Source organism: Amycolatopsis sp. NBC_00438, from assembly GCF_036026695.1.
Lineage (GTDB): Bacteria > Actinomycetota > Actinomycetes > Mycobacteriales > Pseudonocardiaceae > Amycolatopsis.
The window spans coordinates 4,526,792-4,541,857 of sequence record NZ_CP107923.1; the positions used below are offsets into that span (position 1 = coordinate 4,526,792).

Sequence of the window (15,066 nt, forward strand, 5' to 3'; positions counted from 1 at the left end):
TCCTCGAAGCGCTGCCGGGCGGTCACCGCGACGGGAGCGTGAAATACGCTTCCTCTTCCTGCGCGAAGTGCAGTGTCAGCACGGCGTCCAGGCCGTAGAGCGTGGCGCGCAGGTCGTCGACCTGGTCGGGCTGGATGCCGTCCGGGGCCTCGGCCAGGTGCCGCTCCAAGCGGCGCGCGAGCCGGCCGATCTCGGCGTGCTCGCGGCTCATCGTGACCGTGCCCTCCGGACCACCCAGCGCGGGGGCGAGCGCCGGGTACAGCTCGGCCTCCTCGGCGTGCTCGTGCGGCAGCAGCTGCTCGGCCAGCAACCGCGCGGCGGTGCGGGCGGCGTCGTCGGCTTGGGCGGTCGCCCCCTCGGCGAGCGCGTCGGCGGCCTGCCGGACCGCGGCCCGTGCGGGCAGCAGGTGTTCGTGCTCGGCCTCGAACCGCCGCACCAGCTCGGCGGGCGCCGGGCCGCCGGGTTTCCGGCCGCCCAGGGCGCGTAGCGCGTTCAGGATCACGACGACGTCGATGGCCTCCTGCACCACGGCCCCGGCGACCGGCACCAGGTACCCCGCGGCGGCCGCGAGCATGGCCACCACCGACAGCAGCGTCCCCGCGACGGCGCTCTGCACCGCCAGCCGGTGCGACCGCCGCGCGATCTCGGCGGCGTCGGCGAGGCGGTCGAGCCGGTCGTCGAGGATCACCGCGTCGGCGGCCTGGGCGGCCGCGGTCGCCCCGCGGGAGCCGAGCGCGACACCGACGTCCGCGGCGGCCAGCGCGGGCGCGTCGTTGACGCCGTCGCCGGTCATCACCGTCACGCCGCGCGCCCTCGCGGCCTCGACCGCGCGGACCTTCTCCGCGGGCGTCACTTCGGCACGGACTTCGTCCAGCCCCAGCATGGCGGCGACCTCGCGGGCGTTGCCGACCCGGTCGCCGGTGAGCAGCTGGACGTGGGTGATCCCGGCTGCGCGCAGCCGGCGCATCGTGCGGGCCGCGTCCGGCCGGACGGGGTCCTTCGCGAGCAACGCGGCGACGGGCTCGCCGTCGGCCTCGACCCACAGCACGGACGCGAGGTCCAAGCGGCTCCGGCGGGCGGCACCGCGCGCCCAGTCCGGCAGTCCGCTCCCGCCGGGCGGCCGTCCGACGCGGATCTCACGGCCGCGCACCCGTCCCGCGACACCCGAACCGGGCTGCTCGGTGACGTCCTCGGCGTCAGCCGGTTCGACACCGGCCGACGCCGCCGCGCGGACCACGGCCGCGGCCAGCACGTGCGGCGAGTACTGCTCCACCCCGGCGGCGAGGGCGAGGACCTCCGCCGCGTCGTGGCCGGGCGCGCAGACGACGTCGGTGACCTCGGGACGGCCCCGCGTCACCGTGCCGGTCTTGTCCATCAGCAGCACCGTGGCCCGGCCGAGGGCTTCGAGCGCGGCGCCGTCCTTGACGACCACCCCGGCCTTCGAGGCCCGGGACATGCCGCCGGTGATCGCGATCGGGACGGCCAGCAGCAGCGGGCACGGCGTCGCGGTGACCAGCACCGCGACCGCGCGGACGGCCTCGCCGGTCAGCGCCCAGGCCAGGCCCGCGATCAGCAGGGAGGCCGGCAGGAACCAGATGGCGACCCGGTCGGCGAGCCGCGCCAGCCGCGCGGTGCGGGCGGCGGCCTGTTCGGCGAGCCGGACGACGCCGGCGTAGGCGCTGTCCGCGGCGGTCGCGCGGGCCAGGACATCGACAGCCGCGCCGGCGTTGACGACTCCACTGTGGACGGTCTCGCCCGCCTGCCGCGACACGGGCAGGGGCTCGCCGGTGAGGGCGGACTCGTCGAAGAGCCCGCCGTCGGGCAGGCTCCCGTCCACCGGCACGACCTCGCCCGGCAGCACGACGACCAGCTGCCCGGCGCGCACGGCGTCGACCGGGACGGTCTCGTGGCCGGTCGCGGTGCGCAGGTGCGCCACCCGGGGCGCGCGGTCCAGCAGCGCGGTGAGGTTCCGGCTCGCGCGCCGCTGGGCGCCGGCTTCGAGCACCCGCCCGGTGGCGACCATGGCCGCGACGATCGCGCCGGCCAGGTACTCCCCGACCGACACGGTGGCGGCCAGGGCCAGCACGGCGAGCAGGTCGGCACCCCACCGCCGGGCCCGCAGGTCGGCGGCGACCCAGACGACGGCCGGCACGAGGGTGACGACGTCGGCGGCCGCCCACACGACGTTCGCGGCGACGCCCGCGCCCGCCCACCAGGCCACTCCCCCGGCGGCCAGCAGCGCCACGACGCCGGTGAGCAACCCGATCTCCCGCACCCGTGACGGGCTGTCCTCAGCCGGCACGCCGCACCTCGCCCCCGGACAGCAGGGCGACCAACGGCTCCGGCAGCAGGTTGAGCACGTGGCCGAGCTGCCCCGGTGAGCAGAGCTCGCCGAGCGCCGACGTCACGGCCGCGGCCGCCGCGGGCACCTCGGCCCGGCTGATGCCCGCAGAACCGGCGAACCGCGCGACGAACCCGGACACGCCGTAGCGCGTCGGCACGTGAGCCGGGTTCCAGCCCTCGGAGAAGACGCCGCGGAGCAGGTCGGGCAGCTGGGCGGCGAAGTGCGCCGCCACCTGGACGGTCAACCGGTCGCGGACCACGTGCAACCAGGCGCGGAGCAGGCGGTACGCGGTGTGCCGGTCGGCGGCGGCGACGCGGTCGCGCACAACGGAAAGCCAGGCGCTCGCCGTGCCTTCCGCCTGGGCAAGGGGATCGGTCGGGTGCGGCACGGCTTCCTCCCGGCGGATGGCTCGGACGTCCAGGGTCGGCCGCCCGCCGTCACCGGGAAAGGGTCCAAGGGCCTCAACCCGGGCCCGCGGTGGAAGCACTTCGGCCCTGGGGACCCGCGGCCGCCGCGACAAGCATGGGGTGCAGACCGACCCGAGGAGGAAGCGATGAACCAGTACCTGCCCGACGCGTACACGGTGAGGGCGGCCATCGCGCTCGCGGTACGCGCACCGTCGGTGCACAACACGCAGCCTTGGGAATGGCGGTTCAGCGGCCGCACGGTCGAGCTGCGCGCCGACGCCCGGCGCCACCTGCGGCACACCGACCCCGACGGCCGGGACCTGCTCGTCAGCTGCGGGTGCGTGCTGCACCACTTCACCGTCGCGGCCGCCGCGCTCGGCTGGGCCGCTCGGATCGAGCGGCTGCCCGAGCCGGGCCTGCTGGCCCGGATCACGCTGGTCCCCCACGACACCCGCGACGGCGACATCGCGCTCGCCGCGGCGATCCCCCGGCGCCGGTCCGACCGACGCCCGTTCGCCGAGCGCCCCCTGTTGGTGCGCGACGAGGTGTTCCTCGCGAAGAGCGCGACCGACCACGGCGCGCTGCTGCGTTTCCTCGACGATGCCCCGCAGCTCTCGGCGTTGACCGGCGCGTCCTTGGCGGCTCGGGAACTCCACCGCGCCGACACGGACTACGGCATCGAACTCGCGGCGTGGAGCGGACGCCGTTACGCCCCTGACGGCGTCCCCGCGCAGAACGCGGTCCACGCGACCGAGGCCCCGCGGGTCCGTGATTTCGCCGACGCACAGCTCGCCGACACCGCCGAACCGGACGGCGCGGCCCTGACCGTGCTGGCCACCAGGGGCGACGAACCGGCCGACCGCCTCCGCGCGGGCGAAGCGGCCAGCGCGGTGCTGCTGACCGCGACCCGGCTGAACCTCGCGTCCTGCCTGGTCACCGAGCCCCTGGAGCTGACGAGCACGCGCGCCCTGGTCCGCGACTGCGTCCTCGACGGCAAGCTGGAGCCCCAGCTGGTCGTGCGGGTCGGTTACCTCCCGGAGGGCGCGGCGCCCCTCCCGGCGACCCCGCGGCGGCCGATCGGCGAGGTCGTGCGGCCCTTCGGGCACGGGTACGGCGTCGGGCTGCCGATCCCGGCTCAGCTGCGCCGGCACTGAGTCACCCGGCCACGGTCCTCCGGCGCACACCGCACCGGAGGGCCTTTCGCGTTGCCGTGCAAGCTCCCTGCACCTATCGGCCGTCCACGATGAACAGGAAAGCTGAAGGAACGCCGGCCGCTTACCGCTCCAGCTGAGCCTGTCAGCGGAAATGAGTGGTGATCACGATCGCTGCGGTGATTTGATCGAAGCAATGGTTTAGGTCGCAGCACGTAGGACTGACAGGAAAGGATCACAACCGGGATGAATGACAAGGACCGGCACGTTGTGCCCAACCCGCAGGGTGGTTGGGACGTCAAGAAGCCGGGGGCGAACCGATCGAGCGCCCACACACAGACTCAAGCGGAAGCCACGACGCGCGCTCGCGGGATCACCGCGAACACCGGCGGCGAAACCGTCGTCCACGGCCGAGACGGCCAGATCCGAAGCAAGGACACTTCTCCGAAGGGGCACGACCCGAATCCGCCACGCGACAAGCACTGATTGCGGAATGCGAGGCTCACAAAATCTGTGGGCCACACGCGAAGGTGTTCTTCGCGGTGGCCCACAGATTTTGTGTGCTGGCGATCAGGACCCGTCGTTCCAGACGTAGTCCAGGCGGTTGCGGACTTCGACCACGCCCGACAGCTCGCGGACCAGCCGCGTCACCGGGTCGATGTCGCTGCGGCGCTCCACGCGGCCGACGATCGTCACGACGCCCGCCCGCACCTCCACCCGGACCCGGTCCGGCCCGAGGTCCAGCTTCTCGCGCAGGACTCCCTGGGTGACCTCACGCTCGAGGTCGGCGTCGCCGCGGCAGAACACCCCGACCAGGTCGCGGCGGGACAGCACCCCGACGACCCGGCTCCCGGAAAGCACGAACAGCCGCCGCACGCCGGAGTGCGCGAACCGCGCGGCGGCCGCGGCCAGGGTCGCGCCGGCCTCGATCGTGACGGCCGGGCTCGTCATCAGGTCCTTCGCCACGCACGCGGTGGCCTTGCGAGCCAGCCGGCGGTCGCGCAGGCGGGGCTTCGCGTCCTCCCACAGGTGCGGGAGCAGGTCGGCCTCCGAGACGACGCCGACGAGGGCGCCGGTCTTGTCCAGGACGCCCACCGCGCTGATCCCATTTCCGGTGAGCAGCTCGGCGATGTCCTTGAACGGCGTCTGCAGCGAGACGGTGATCGGGTCGGTGGTCATCACCGAGGACACGGCGTTCATGGTCACTTCTCCTTCTCGGTGCGGACGACCATCACGGGGCAGGCCGCGTGGTGCAGGAGGGCCTGGCTGGTCGAGCCGAGCACCAGGCCGGTGAAGCCGCCGCGGCCCCGGCTGCCGACCACGACCAGCTGCGCGTCGCGGCTCATCTCGAGCAGGCGGTCGCGCGGCTTGTCGTGCTCGACGCGGCGCTCGACCTGGACGTCCGGGTACTTCTCCGGCCAGCCCGCCAGCCGCTGCGCGAGCAGGCGTTCGCCCGAATCCTCCAAGGACTCGCCCTGGAACGCGACGTTACCGTCCTGGAAGAGGCCGGCGCTGTCGCCGTCGTGCCAGGTGTAGAGGGCGACGAGCGGGGCGTTGCGGATCGCGGCCTCCTCGAAGGCCCAGCCGATCGCCGCCTCGCTGAGCGGGCTGCCGTCGGCTCCGACGACCACGGGGCCGTCCACGTTCTCCGAACCACGCACGACCACGACCGGGCAGTGCGCCTTCGCGGCGAGGTCGACGTCCGGAGAGCCGCTGAACAGGCCGGCGATCACGCCGACGGGCTCGCCCGTGACCAGGAGCCGCGCCCGCTCCGAGACCTCCAGCAGCGCCGGGACGGGCCCGCGGTCACTGGCCTCGGTGACGATCTCCAGGCCCGGTACGGCAGCTTCGAGGGTGGCCCGCGTCTGCCGCAGCAAGTGGTCCGCCTCGGCTTCCTTGACGGCGAGCCAGTCCGACGGCGGGTACATCTTGCCGCCGTATGCGGCGTCCTCGTAGCCGTACGCGGTGAAGACGAGCAGGGAGGCATGCCGGCGGGCTGCTTCCCCGGCCGCCCACAGCGCGGCCGCGGCGGCGGTTTCCGAGCCGTCCACGGCCACGACGATCGGCGGGTTTCCGGTTGCGCTCATGACGTTTTCCTCCGGTTGCGGGCTGCTGAACCGAAGGTAGGCCGCGCCGGTGCCCGGCGGATGCGGCCGTTCGTCCTCGCCCCCGGGGACCAAGGTCAGCGTCCGGCGGAAAGGACTTTCGGCCCCCGGCACGGAGTCCTGGCCGCTCCCGGACGCGAGCACATCGTGATCCGACGCGACGGCGGAACTGGTGGTGTTCGGCGAAGCCTCGACCGGGGTGGCGAACGAAGACCACGCTGCTGCGGCGGCACCGCCGGGCGTTCGACGCCCTGGCCGGTCAGGTGCGGGGACATGAGACCGTCGACGGCGCCGTCGTGCCGGCGGCGCTGCGCGACGAGACCGGCGTGGTGGCCGGAAGTCCTTCCCCGCAAGGACTTCCGGCCGCAGCCGGCAGTTCACCGGCGGGCCTACGGTCGGGGCACGACAACCACGTCAGGAGCCGCCGATGACCGCCGCAGCCGTACCGCCGATCGTCACCGGAGTGGACGGATCCGTCGAATCGCTCGACGCCGTCCGCTGGGCCGCCCGCGCCGCGCGACTGCGCGGTGCGCCCCTGGAGATCGTGCACGCCCTCGACTTTCCCGCCCTGCTCGCCGGCGGGGTCGTCCCGCCACCCGAAGAGATGAAGGACGTGCTGCGCGCCCGCGGGCGCCGGTACCTGCGCGCCGCCGCGGAGCTCGCGGCCGCGCAAGGCGTGCCGGACGCGGCGACCCGGCTCGATCCGGACCGTGCCGCCCAGGCCCTCATCGAAGCGTCCCGCACGGCCGCGCTGCTCGTGGTCGGCTCGTCCGGTCACGGCAAGCTCACCGGTCTCCTCGCCGGCTCGGTCGCCTCGGCCCTGGCCGGGCACGCATCCTCCGACACCGTCGTCGTCCGCGGCGACACCTGGGACGAGCCCGGCGGGGCGGACCGGCCGGTCGTCGCCGGCATCGACGGCGGCGAGGCGAGCGAACGGATTCTCACGACCGCCCTCGCCGAGGCCCGGGCCCGCAAGGCCCCGCTGGCCGTGGTGCACGCGGCGGACGAAACCGAACACAGCCGAGCGGGCCACGAGGCCCGCACCGACGCCGGGCACCGGCTGCTGACCGACCGGCTCCACGCCCACGACACCGAAGGCGTCACCGTCGACGAGGTCGTGGTCGCGGCCCACCCGCGGCGCGCGCTGATCGAGCGCAGCGCCGCCGCCCAGCTCGTCGTGCTCGGCAACCGCGGCCGCGGGGGCTTCCCGGGCCTGTTGCTGGGGTCCACCGGCCAGGCTCTGCTGCACAACGCGGCCTGCCCGGTCTACCTCGTCCGCGTCGGCTGAGCTGACGGAAGTCCGCACCTCGACGAGCCTCGGGCCTACCGGATCCGGGGCGCCGGACCTCCCGGGCCGGGACGGTCCGGCTCTCCCCGCCCGGTCCCGCGCGGCGGAGTCCGGGATCCGACGAAAGTGAAGCACACCAGGGAAACCCACTTCGCTCCGGCGACGATCGCCGAGCCGCCGTCCGAGACCACCGCCCCGCGCCGCGGCCGGCCGACTTCGTGGCCCCGCGCTACTCGGACGTCGCCGACCGGCGCCCGGCCCGCACGCTGAGCGCGGCAGATCAGTCCGAAAAGGACGGTCCGGACCCGCTGGAGCGCGTCACGTGCCGGCGCCGGCAGCTGTGGCGGCCCGGGCAGAACGCGTTCACCACGAGCGCGATCGGTGTCCTCGGCGGGCTGCCGATGGCGGCGACCACCTCGGCCGTCACCGCGCTCGCGCTTCGCCGCCTACCCGGGCCGCGCTGAGCGACCGCCGGGCCGCGATCCGGTGCCAGAGCAGCTTGTCCGCCTCCACCACCACGAACCCGGCCGCCGCGGCGGCCAGCACCCACAGCCAAGAACCGACGCCGACGGGCGCGGTGTGGAACCACGTGTTCAGCACCGGGACGTAGGTCAGCATCAACTGGAGCCCGGCGGTGAGCCCGAGGCCCAGGGCGAGCATCCGGCTGTGGCCCGGCCACGCCAGGAGCACCGGCCGCTCCAGCGACCGGCAGCTGAGCAGGTACGCGGCCTGGACGCCGACGAACACGTTGATCGCGGTCGTGCGCGCCTGGGCGATCGACAGTCCCGAAGCCAGCTCCGCCCGGTAGGCGAAGAACGCCGCCACGACGAGCAGCAGCGAAACGAGCAGGACCCGGCGCAGCAGGGCGGCCGTGAACAACGGGCGGCCGGGTGGCCGCGGCGGGCGCCGCATGACGTCCCGCTCGGTCGGCTCGAACGCCATCGTCAGACCGAGGAACACCGCCGTCGTCATGTTGATCCACAGGATCTGCACCGGCACGATCGGCAGCGTCGCGCCGAGCACGATCGCCACCAGCACGACCATGCCCTCGCCGATGTTGGCCGGCAGCGTCCAGGCGATGAACTTCCGGAGGTTGTCGAAGACGCTCCGGCCTTCCTGCACCGCCGCCTGGATCGAGGCGAAGTCGTCGTCGGTCAGCACCATGTCCGCGGCCTGCCGGGCGGCGTCCGTGCCACCCGAGCCCATCGCGACACCGATGTCCGCCCGGCGCAGCGCGGGTGCGTCGTTGACGCCGTCGCCGGTCATCGCGACCACCTGCCCACCCCGCTGCAACGCGTGCACCAGCTGGAGTTTCTGCCCCGGCGACACCCGGGCGAAGACCTGCGTACCCGCCACCGCGTCGTCGAACCGCTCCTCGGGCAGTGCCGTCAGCTCGACGCCGGTGAGCACCCGCGCCGAGGACGCGGTGTCGACCAGCCCGACCGCGGCGGCGATCGCGCGCGCCGTCCCCGCGTGGTCGCCGGTGATCATCTTGACGTCGATACCCGCGTCCCGGCACGCCGCGACCGCCGCGATCGCCTCCGGCCGCGGCGGGTCGTGCATCGCCTGCAGGCCCAGCAACGTCGGCGCCGAACCGGGGGTGAACCGGGCGAACGCCAGCACCCGCAGTCCCCGCGCGGTCAGCGTCTCCTGCAGCTCCTCCAGCGCGGCCACGTCGAGCGGGCGGACGCCGCCGGCGGTGACCTCGTCCGCGCACCGGGCCGCCACTTCTTCGACGGCGCCCTTGAGGTAGCCGACGTCGCCGTGCACCGTGGTCATGGTGCGGGTCTCGGATTCGAACGGCACCGTGTGCGTGCGCGGCGCGCCGGCGCGGATCGCTTCGGGATCCAGCCCGGCCTCGACGGCCGATTCGAGCAGCGCGATCTCCGTCGGGTCACCTTCCCCGGGCTGCGCGTCGTTGCAGAGGACCCCCGCGACCAGGCACTCCCGCTGGAGGGCACCGGCCTCGGCCGGCGGGACCAGCCGCCCGGCCACCGCGAGTGTCGTCACGGTCATCCGGTTCTGCGTGAGCGTGCCGGTCTTGTCGGTGCAGATCACCGTGGTGCCGCCGAGGGTCTCGGCCGCGGGCAGGTTCCGCACGATCGCGCCGCGCCGCGACATCCGGACCACGCCGATCGCCAGCACGATCGCCACCGCCGCCGGCAGCCCCTCGGGGATCGCCCCGACGGCCAGCGCGACCACCGCCGTGAACATCTCGGGCACGGGCGTCCCGCGGACGACGCCGAGCGCGAACGCCCCGGCGGCGACCACGACGATGGCGACGCTCAGCTGCCGGGAGAACCGGGCGAGCTTGCGGGTGAGCGGGGTGGCGACCACCTCCGCGGTGGCCACCAGGTGCTGGATGCCGCCCAGCTCGGTCCGCCCGCCGGTCGCGGTGACCACCGCCCGGGCCCAGCCGCGCGTCACCAGCGTCCCGGAGTAGGCGCAGCCGGCCCGGTCGGCGACCACGGCCTCCTCGGCCACGGCGTCGGCGGACTTGCGCACCGGCACCGACTCACCGGTCAGGGCGGATTCGTCGACCTCCGTCAGCCGGACTTCGACGAGCCGGACGTCGGCGGGCACGCGGTCCCCCGCGGCGAGTTCGACGACGTCGCCCGGGACGAGCCGGTCCGCCGGGATCCGCCGAGTGACGCCGTCGCGGAGCACGGTCGCGTCGGCCGGCAGCATCTTGGACAGCGCGTCGAGCGCCCGCTGCGCCCGCGACTCCTGCACGAACCCGACGATCGCGTTCAGCGCCACGACTCCGCCGATGACCCCGGCGTCGACGTAACCGCCGAACAACCCGGTCACCACGCCGGCGAGCAGGAGGACGTAGATGAGCGGGTCGTGGAACTGCCGCAGCAGCCGGACCACCGGCCCCGGCCCGGACGGCGCGGGCACCTTGTTGGGGCCGAACCGTTCGAGCCGCGCAGCGGCTTCCCCGGTGCCGAGACCCGTCTGCGGGTCGACCCCGAGCTGTTCGGCGACGGCGGTCGCGGGCCGGGCGTGGAACGCCTCGCGGTGGGCGGTGGTCTTCACTGTGCTGCCTTCCGTTCCAGGTCTTCGCCACGGGTCGTGGCGGCCAGCCGGGCGACGAAGTCCGCCGGTGTGCCCGACCCGGCGCGCAGGGCGCGCTGCCGCTCCGAGCCGCCACCCCGTGCCGTGAGCGCCCCCAGGCCGGACCGGACGTCCTCGAGATCGCCCGTCGCCCGCAGGGCGGGCCGGACGTGGGCCAGAAGGTCCTCGGCCAGGCGTTCGTGCGCCACGGGTACGCCGGTCAGGACGTCGACGCCCGGGCCGCCCAAGCCGTGCCGGGCGGCCGCCCGCAGCGACCGCTCGACCAGCACGTCCGGCACGTGCGGTGGCGGCACGCCGTTGCGTTCTTCGGCCAGCGCGGTGCCGACCAGGCCGCGCACGAGGCCGGCGAGCAGCACCGCGTCGTCCACGTCGAGGCAGACGTCGGCGATCCGCACCTCGACCGTCGGGTGCCGCGGGGACAGGCGGGCGTGGAAATGGACGCTGCGGGCGTCGATCGCCTTCCCACCCCGGATGGCGCCGTCGACCGCCGCGTCGTAGCCCGCGGTGTCGTGCCACGCGCTGGGCGGGCGGACCGTCGGCCAGCGCGACCACAGCGGGTACCGGGTACTCGCCCACCCGGAGTCCAGGCCGTCGACGTACGGCGAGTTCGCGCTGATCGCCAGCACCGTGGCGAGCCACGGCCGCAGCCGGGCCAGCACCCGCACGCCGACTGCGCGCGACGGGACGCCGACGTGGACGTGGCAGCCGCACGTACCCGCTTCGCCGATGAGCCGCGGAAACCGGTCCGCCAGCCGGCGGTAGCGCGGATCGTCGGTGACCGGCGACGCCCTCGCGAACGGGGCGACGGCGGTGGCCAGGGCGACACAGCCCGCGTCCTCGGCGGCCTCGGCCACCCGGCCCCGCAGCCGCGTCAGGTCCGCGCGCACCTCGGACAGCGAGCGGCAGACACCGGTCACGGACTCCACCTGGTACCGCAGGAACTCCGCCACCACCCCCGGTTCGTCCTTCAGGAGTTCGAGGACTCGCGGTGCCTCCGCGGCCGTGACCCCCGATCGCGGGTCCACGAGCACGAACTCCTCCTCGACCCCGACCGTCACTCCCCCGTGGTCCACGGCCGGGCTCAGGAGACGGTGCGGCGCACGGCCGCACCGAGTGCCGTGCCCCAGGCCCGGGCGCGGCCGGCTTTCCCGCCCCTGCCCTCGATGGCCGAACCGCGCGAGTAGGCCCAGACGATGAGGGGCATCCCGAGCCGGACCGCGTCCTCGACGCTGCCGTGCAGCGAGGAAAAGGCCTCGGCGTCCGGCGGGATCTCGCCCGCGGCCGGGTTGGCGAAGAAGTCCCGTGGCCCGTGCTCCGGTCCGTGGTCGTAGGGCAGGAAGAACGCGGTCCCGTTGCGCAGGCCGTGTTCGTGCAGGATGCGGTGCAGGCGCGTCTTCTTGCCCGTGCTCAGCCCGAGTTCGGCCAGTGCGGGACGGTGAGCCATGGCGGCCTCCGGTTCGCGGATTCGTGGTGTGCCCAGCAGATCGCGCGAGGGCCACCGCCCGCAGCAGCCGAACGCCCCCGGCACCCGAGGCGGCGGTCCGGAAGTCCGGGGACCTTGGACCCTTGCGGCTCCCGGCCCCCCGGCGGCGAGACTCTGCCCAGGGGGAACTCACCCGGGAGGTCGTCGTGAAGATCGATGAACTGCTCGCCAAGGCCAAGGACGGGCTCGAGACCAAGCTGGTCTACGGCGAGCCGTACGAGACCGACGGGGTCACCGTGATCGTGGCCTCGACCGTCAGCAGCGGCGGCGGTGGCGGCGACGGCCGCGACGAGAACGGCCGCTCCGGTGAGGGCGGCGGGTTCGGCCTGTCCGCCAAGCCGGTCGGCGCGTACGTCATCAAGGACGGCAAGCTCCACTGGGAACCGGCGGTGGACGTCAACCGCCTGCTGGCCATGGCCGGGGCGATCGCCCTCGCAGCGCTCTTCCTGGCGACGCGCCTGGCGAAGCTCAAGTACCGAGCCGGGGAGCCGGCCGGCGAGTCCTGAGCGCGCTACCCGGCGCCCGGCTCCTCCCGGCCGGCCGAGCTCGCGTCCCGCACCCGTTCGGTGAGCGTGGCCGTGATCCCGGTGGACTGCGCGGCCCGGGCCCGCAGCGACTCCGCGATCTTGGCCAGCACGACGGTGAACTCGCGGATGTGCATCGGCTCCGACCGCTCGACGGCCGCGTAGACGTCGTCACCGAAGATGGCGAACATGGCGTCGATGGCGGCGTGCCCGGCCGGGGTGAGCGTCACCAGGACGCTGCGCCGGTCGGTCGGGTGGCGCTCTCGCCGGGCCAACCCGGCCAGCTCGAGCCGGTCCAGCAGCGCGGTGACGCTCGCCGAGGCGATGCCCAGGCGCTTCACCAGCGCCGAGGGCGGCAACGGCCCCTGGTGCAGCAGTTCGCCCAGCGCGGCGGCCTCGTGCACCCCCACGCCGAGAGCGGACGCCATCGCCCGCCGGTACTCGTCGGTGGCCACGATCACCGCTCGCAGCTGCTCAGCCAGTCGTTCCATCCACGCTCACCACAAAGATCGGACGCCAGGTACCTAGATAAACTAGATACTAGACCAGCTAGAGTTGTCCGTGCGGCGATTCGCCGTCACGCCGGGCGAAAATAAAGCAGAAATATCGAAAATTCCGCGCCCGCCACGCCGACGAGGAAATCGGCCACGCACCACCGAGTCCAGGCGGCGCGGAGATTCTCGGTTTCCGAGAAAGACCGGATCCGAGAAGAGAGACAGCGTCGCACCGCGACCACCGGCCGGCCCGGCATCGGCGGACCCCGGCCCCACGTCGAAAAATTTCCGACGAAAACAAAACCGTGCCGCAATTCGACGTCGAGATCTTTGCATTTCGAGAATCTCGGGCCCACTACTCCGGGACCAATCCGCAAAATTGCCGGAAGCGCGGTTACCATGGGCGGAAGAGGCCGTTTTCCGAGGAGATCCGCCAATGCCGGAGAGACTGTTTTCCGAACCCGTCATGCCGCAGCCGGAGGTCGCAGCCCTTCGCCGTGAGCGGAACCGCTGGCTGCGCCGGGAGGCGAACCTGGTCCTCGGCCACGAGGGAGCGGACGAGGCCGCGACCCAGGAGGCCCGGACCGCGCAGCTCGTGCTCACGTACGCCCTCGCGGTCATCGAGCAGCGGCCGGCGGTGGTCGGCTCGTTCCAGGACCTCACCCGGCAACGCTGCGGCCAGGACTGAGGTCCCGCCGCGGCACCTCGGCCCGCTCACCCCGCGCCGAGGGGTAACGCAAGTACACGACGGTGATGTCGTCACGCGCGGGCATGAGGCCGTCGCAGAGTTCGCCGGGGCTCCGGCGGGCGTGCTCGGCCGCCGCCGCGACCAGCTCGGCGCACACCTCCTCCGCGGGCAACCGGTTCTGCTCGATCAGCCCGTCGGGGTAGCAGTCCAGCTGGTCATGGTCACCGGTCCGGTGTCGGCCCGGACCGGGGGCCGACGCTGTCCGCCCGACCCGGCGACCGGCGTCACCCGGCGTCGTCGGCTCCGGGCTCGACGAGACCGTGGCCGGTCCCGATGAACCGGCCAGGATCGCCACCCGCCCGCGCGCCACTGGCCAGCCAGCGGCGGAAGCCCGCCGGGTCGCGTCGTTCCAGCTCGTCCAGGCAGGCCCGCCGGACCAGCACCAGCTGCTCGCGGGTGTCGCTGTCCCCGAGGCACTGCAGCTGCGCATAGCTGTACTGCCACGCCTGGCAGAGCTCCGCCACGTCCAGCCCCGGGACCGCCGCCGGCGTCAGCTCGGCCGGCTGCCGGTCACCGCTGCGCACTCCCGCGGACGGCGGTTCGCCCGCGCGCCGGCGCCGTGATGCCCGCAGCCGGGCCTGGTAACCGGCCAGCGCCAGGGCCGTCAGGATTCCGGCACCACCACCGAACCCGAACGCCGAAACGGTTTCGGCGGCCAGGACGCCCGCGAGGAACAACGCCAGGGACGAGGCCGCGGCCACCTGCGCCGGCGGCCGGCCACCCCGCCGGACCCGAACCGTCCTGGGGGACTCGTCGACCTGCTGCCAGACGATCAGGCCGAGCATCGCACTCATGACCGCCCAGACGACCAGGGCGTACAACGGAAAGGACGCGAGACCGGTCAGGACGAGCAGCATCGAACTGAAGCACGCGAGAAGGACGGTCGCTCTGGTCAGCACTGCACACCTCGGGCAGCTCAAGCTTCGGCACGGACAAGGGACAAAAGCCGCGGTCCGGCGAGCGTAGCCGCGCGCCGGGCGTTTCCGGCAGGGTGCAAGGGCCCGCGGCCGAGGGTCCTTTTCCCCTGTCCGGTTCCACGGTTCCGGCTTATTCACCGTGGGGCCGCCACCGGCTGGTGGAGCCGCGGTCGGGCGCCTTCGGGCGCACCTGGTTCCCCGAACGGGACACGGTCTTCGCCGCGGCTCGGCCCGCGAAGGGTTCCTGCTGGCGAACCTCTTCCGGTCCGCCGAGGAAAGCGCGCTCGAGGCCTGGAGACCGGCCTGCGCCAGGACACCCGCTCGGTGACGGCCGTGGCCGGCGCCGAACGGGCCGGGTTGGGTGCGTCGAACGCACCCAACGCCACATCGGGTGCGCCACCCCTCACCGCAGCGACACCCAGAACCCCGGCAGTCACAACGACAACACGCCGGCCCGAGCCACGAGACCGTTCACGATCGGCGACCCCGGCCCGGCCAAGGCGATGAGACGCAACCAAAGCCGCCTC

At 73.9% G+C, this 15,066-nt stretch carries 16 protein-coding genes; 6 read left to right on the forward strand and 10 right to left on the reverse strand.

All coding sequences use genetic code 11. The features are described 5' to 3' along the window. Nucleotides 1-22: 22 nt before the first annotated feature. Complete coding sequence (locus OG494_RS19975; RefSeq protein WP_328457872.1) at nucleotides 23-2,302, reverse strand: heavy metal translocating P-type ATPase; 2,280 nt, start codon at nucleotides 2,300-2,302, stop codon at nucleotides 23-25. Further along, nucleotides 2,292-2,732, reverse strand: coding sequence for a DUF2267 domain-containing protein (locus OG494_RS19980; RefSeq protein ID WP_328457874.1), 441 nt, complete (start codon nucleotides 2,730-2,732; stop codon nucleotides 2,292-2,294). Before OG494_RS19980 ends, OG494_RS19975 begins: the two co-directional genes overlap by 11 nt. Nucleotides 2,733-2,897: 165 nt before the next feature. Here OG494_RS19980 and OG494_RS19985 point away from each other — a divergent pair, with 165 nt between their 5' ends. Both OG494_RS19985 and OG494_RS19990 read left to right on the forward strand, forming a co-directional pair. Beyond that, the gene (locus OG494_RS19985) at nucleotides 2,898-3,905 is read left to right on the forward strand and encodes an Acg family FMN-binding oxidoreductase (protein WP_328457876.1); all 1,008 of its coding nucleotides are present in this window, start codon (nucleotides 2,898-2,900) and stop codon (nucleotides 3,903-3,905) included. A gap of 243 nt (nucleotides 3,906-4,148) precedes the next feature. Next, the gene (locus tag OG494_RS19990; RefSeq protein ID WP_328457878.1) at nucleotides 4,149-4,388 is read left to right on the forward strand and encodes a DUF2188 domain-containing protein; all 240 of its coding nucleotides are present in this window, start codon (nucleotides 4,149-4,151) and stop codon (nucleotides 4,386-4,388) included. 84 nt (nucleotides 4,389-4,472) lie between these two features. Here OG494_RS19990 and OG494_RS19995 read toward each other — a convergent pair whose 3' ends face one another. Both OG494_RS19995 and OG494_RS20000 read right to left on the reverse strand, forming a co-directional pair. Beyond that, nucleotides 4,473-5,102 (reverse strand): CBS domain-containing protein, encoded by a 630-nt coding sequence (locus OG494_RS19995; protein ID WP_328457880.1) that lies wholly within the window; start codon nucleotides 5,100-5,102, stop codon nucleotides 4,473-4,475. Between the two features lie 2 nt (nucleotides 5,103-5,104). Beyond that, nucleotides 5,105-5,989 carry a universal stress protein gene (locus OG494_RS20000; RefSeq protein WP_328457882.1) on the reverse strand — a complete coding sequence of 295 codons (885 nt, stop codon included), beginning with the start codon at nucleotides 5,987-5,989 and terminating at the stop codon, nucleotides 5,105-5,107. 445 nt (nucleotides 5,990-6,434) lie between these two features. Here OG494_RS20000 and OG494_RS20005 point away from each other — a divergent pair, with 445 nt between their 5' ends. Both OG494_RS20005 and OG494_RS20010 read left to right on the forward strand, forming a co-directional pair. Continuing rightward, nucleotides 6,435-7,295, forward strand: coding sequence for a universal stress protein (locus tag OG494_RS20005; RefSeq protein ID WP_328457884.1), 861 nt, complete (start codon nucleotides 6,435-6,437; stop codon nucleotides 7,293-7,295). Nucleotides 7,296-7,513: 218 nt separating this feature from the next. Further along, nucleotides 7,514-7,759 carry a hypothetical protein gene (locus OG494_RS20010; RefSeq protein ID WP_328457886.1) on the forward strand — a complete coding sequence of 82 codons (246 nt, stop codon included), beginning with the start codon at nucleotides 7,514-7,516 and terminating at the stop codon, nucleotides 7,757-7,759. Here the strand turns inward: OG494_RS20010 and OG494_RS20015 are convergent. From OG494_RS20015 to OG494_RS20025, 3 genes are read right to left on the reverse strand one after another with little or no spacing between them, the layout of a single operon-like run. Continuing rightward, entirely contained in the window at nucleotides 7,719-10,334 is a 2,616-nt protein-coding gene (locus OG494_RS20015; protein ID WP_328457888.1) for a cation-translocating P-type ATPase, read from the reverse strand. The two genes, OG494_RS20010 and OG494_RS20015, sit on opposite strands and share 41 nt — an antisense overlap. Next, complete coding sequence (locus OG494_RS20020; RefSeq protein ID WP_328457891.1) at nucleotides 10,331-11,431, reverse strand: carboxylate-amine ligase; 1,101 nt, start codon at nucleotides 11,429-11,431, stop codon at nucleotides 10,331-10,333. Before OG494_RS20020 ends, OG494_RS20015 begins: the two co-directional genes overlap by 4 nt. 23 nt (nucleotides 11,432-11,454) lie before the next feature. Further along, nucleotides 11,455-11,817, reverse strand: coding sequence for a hypothetical protein (locus OG494_RS20025; protein WP_328457893.1), 363 nt, complete (start codon nucleotides 11,815-11,817; stop codon nucleotides 11,455-11,457). 185 nt (nucleotides 11,818-12,002) lie between these two features. Between OG494_RS20025 and OG494_RS20030 the strand changes: the two genes are divergently transcribed. Next, nucleotides 12,003-12,362 (forward strand): spore germination protein GerW family protein, encoded by a 360-nt coding sequence (locus OG494_RS20030; RefSeq protein WP_328457895.1) that lies wholly within the window; start codon nucleotides 12,003-12,005, stop codon nucleotides 12,360-12,362. A 5-nt stretch (nucleotides 12,363-12,367) separates the two neighbouring features. On the opposite strand, the gene OG494_RS20035 is transcribed toward OG494_RS20030, so the two are convergent. Further along, nucleotides 12,368-12,871, reverse strand: a complete 504-nt coding sequence (locus OG494_RS20035; protein WP_328457897.1) for a MarR family winged helix-turn-helix transcriptional regulator — start codon at nucleotides 12,869-12,871, stop codon at nucleotides 12,368-12,370. Nucleotides 12,872-13,310: 439 nt separating this feature from the next. Here OG494_RS20035 and OG494_RS20040 point away from each other — a divergent pair, with 439 nt between their 5' ends. Continuing rightward, nucleotides 13,311-13,562, forward strand: coding sequence for a hypothetical protein (locus OG494_RS20040; protein WP_328457899.1), 252 nt, complete (start codon nucleotides 13,311-13,313; stop codon nucleotides 13,560-13,562). On the opposite strand, the gene OG494_RS20045 is transcribed toward OG494_RS20040, so the two are convergent. After that, nucleotides 13,534-13,734 carry a hypothetical protein gene (locus OG494_RS20045; RefSeq protein ID WP_328457901.1) on the reverse strand — a complete coding sequence of 67 codons (201 nt, stop codon included), beginning with the start codon at nucleotides 13,732-13,734 and terminating at the stop codon, nucleotides 13,534-13,536. The genes OG494_RS20040 and OG494_RS20045 overlap by 29 nt on opposite strands. A gap of 112 nt (nucleotides 13,735-13,846) precedes the next feature. Further along, nucleotides 13,847-14,521 (reverse strand): hypothetical protein, encoded by a 675-nt coding sequence (locus OG494_RS20050; protein ID WP_328457902.1) that lies wholly within the window; start codon nucleotides 14,519-14,521, stop codon nucleotides 13,847-13,849. Nucleotides 14,522-15,066 lie beyond the last annotated feature (545 nt).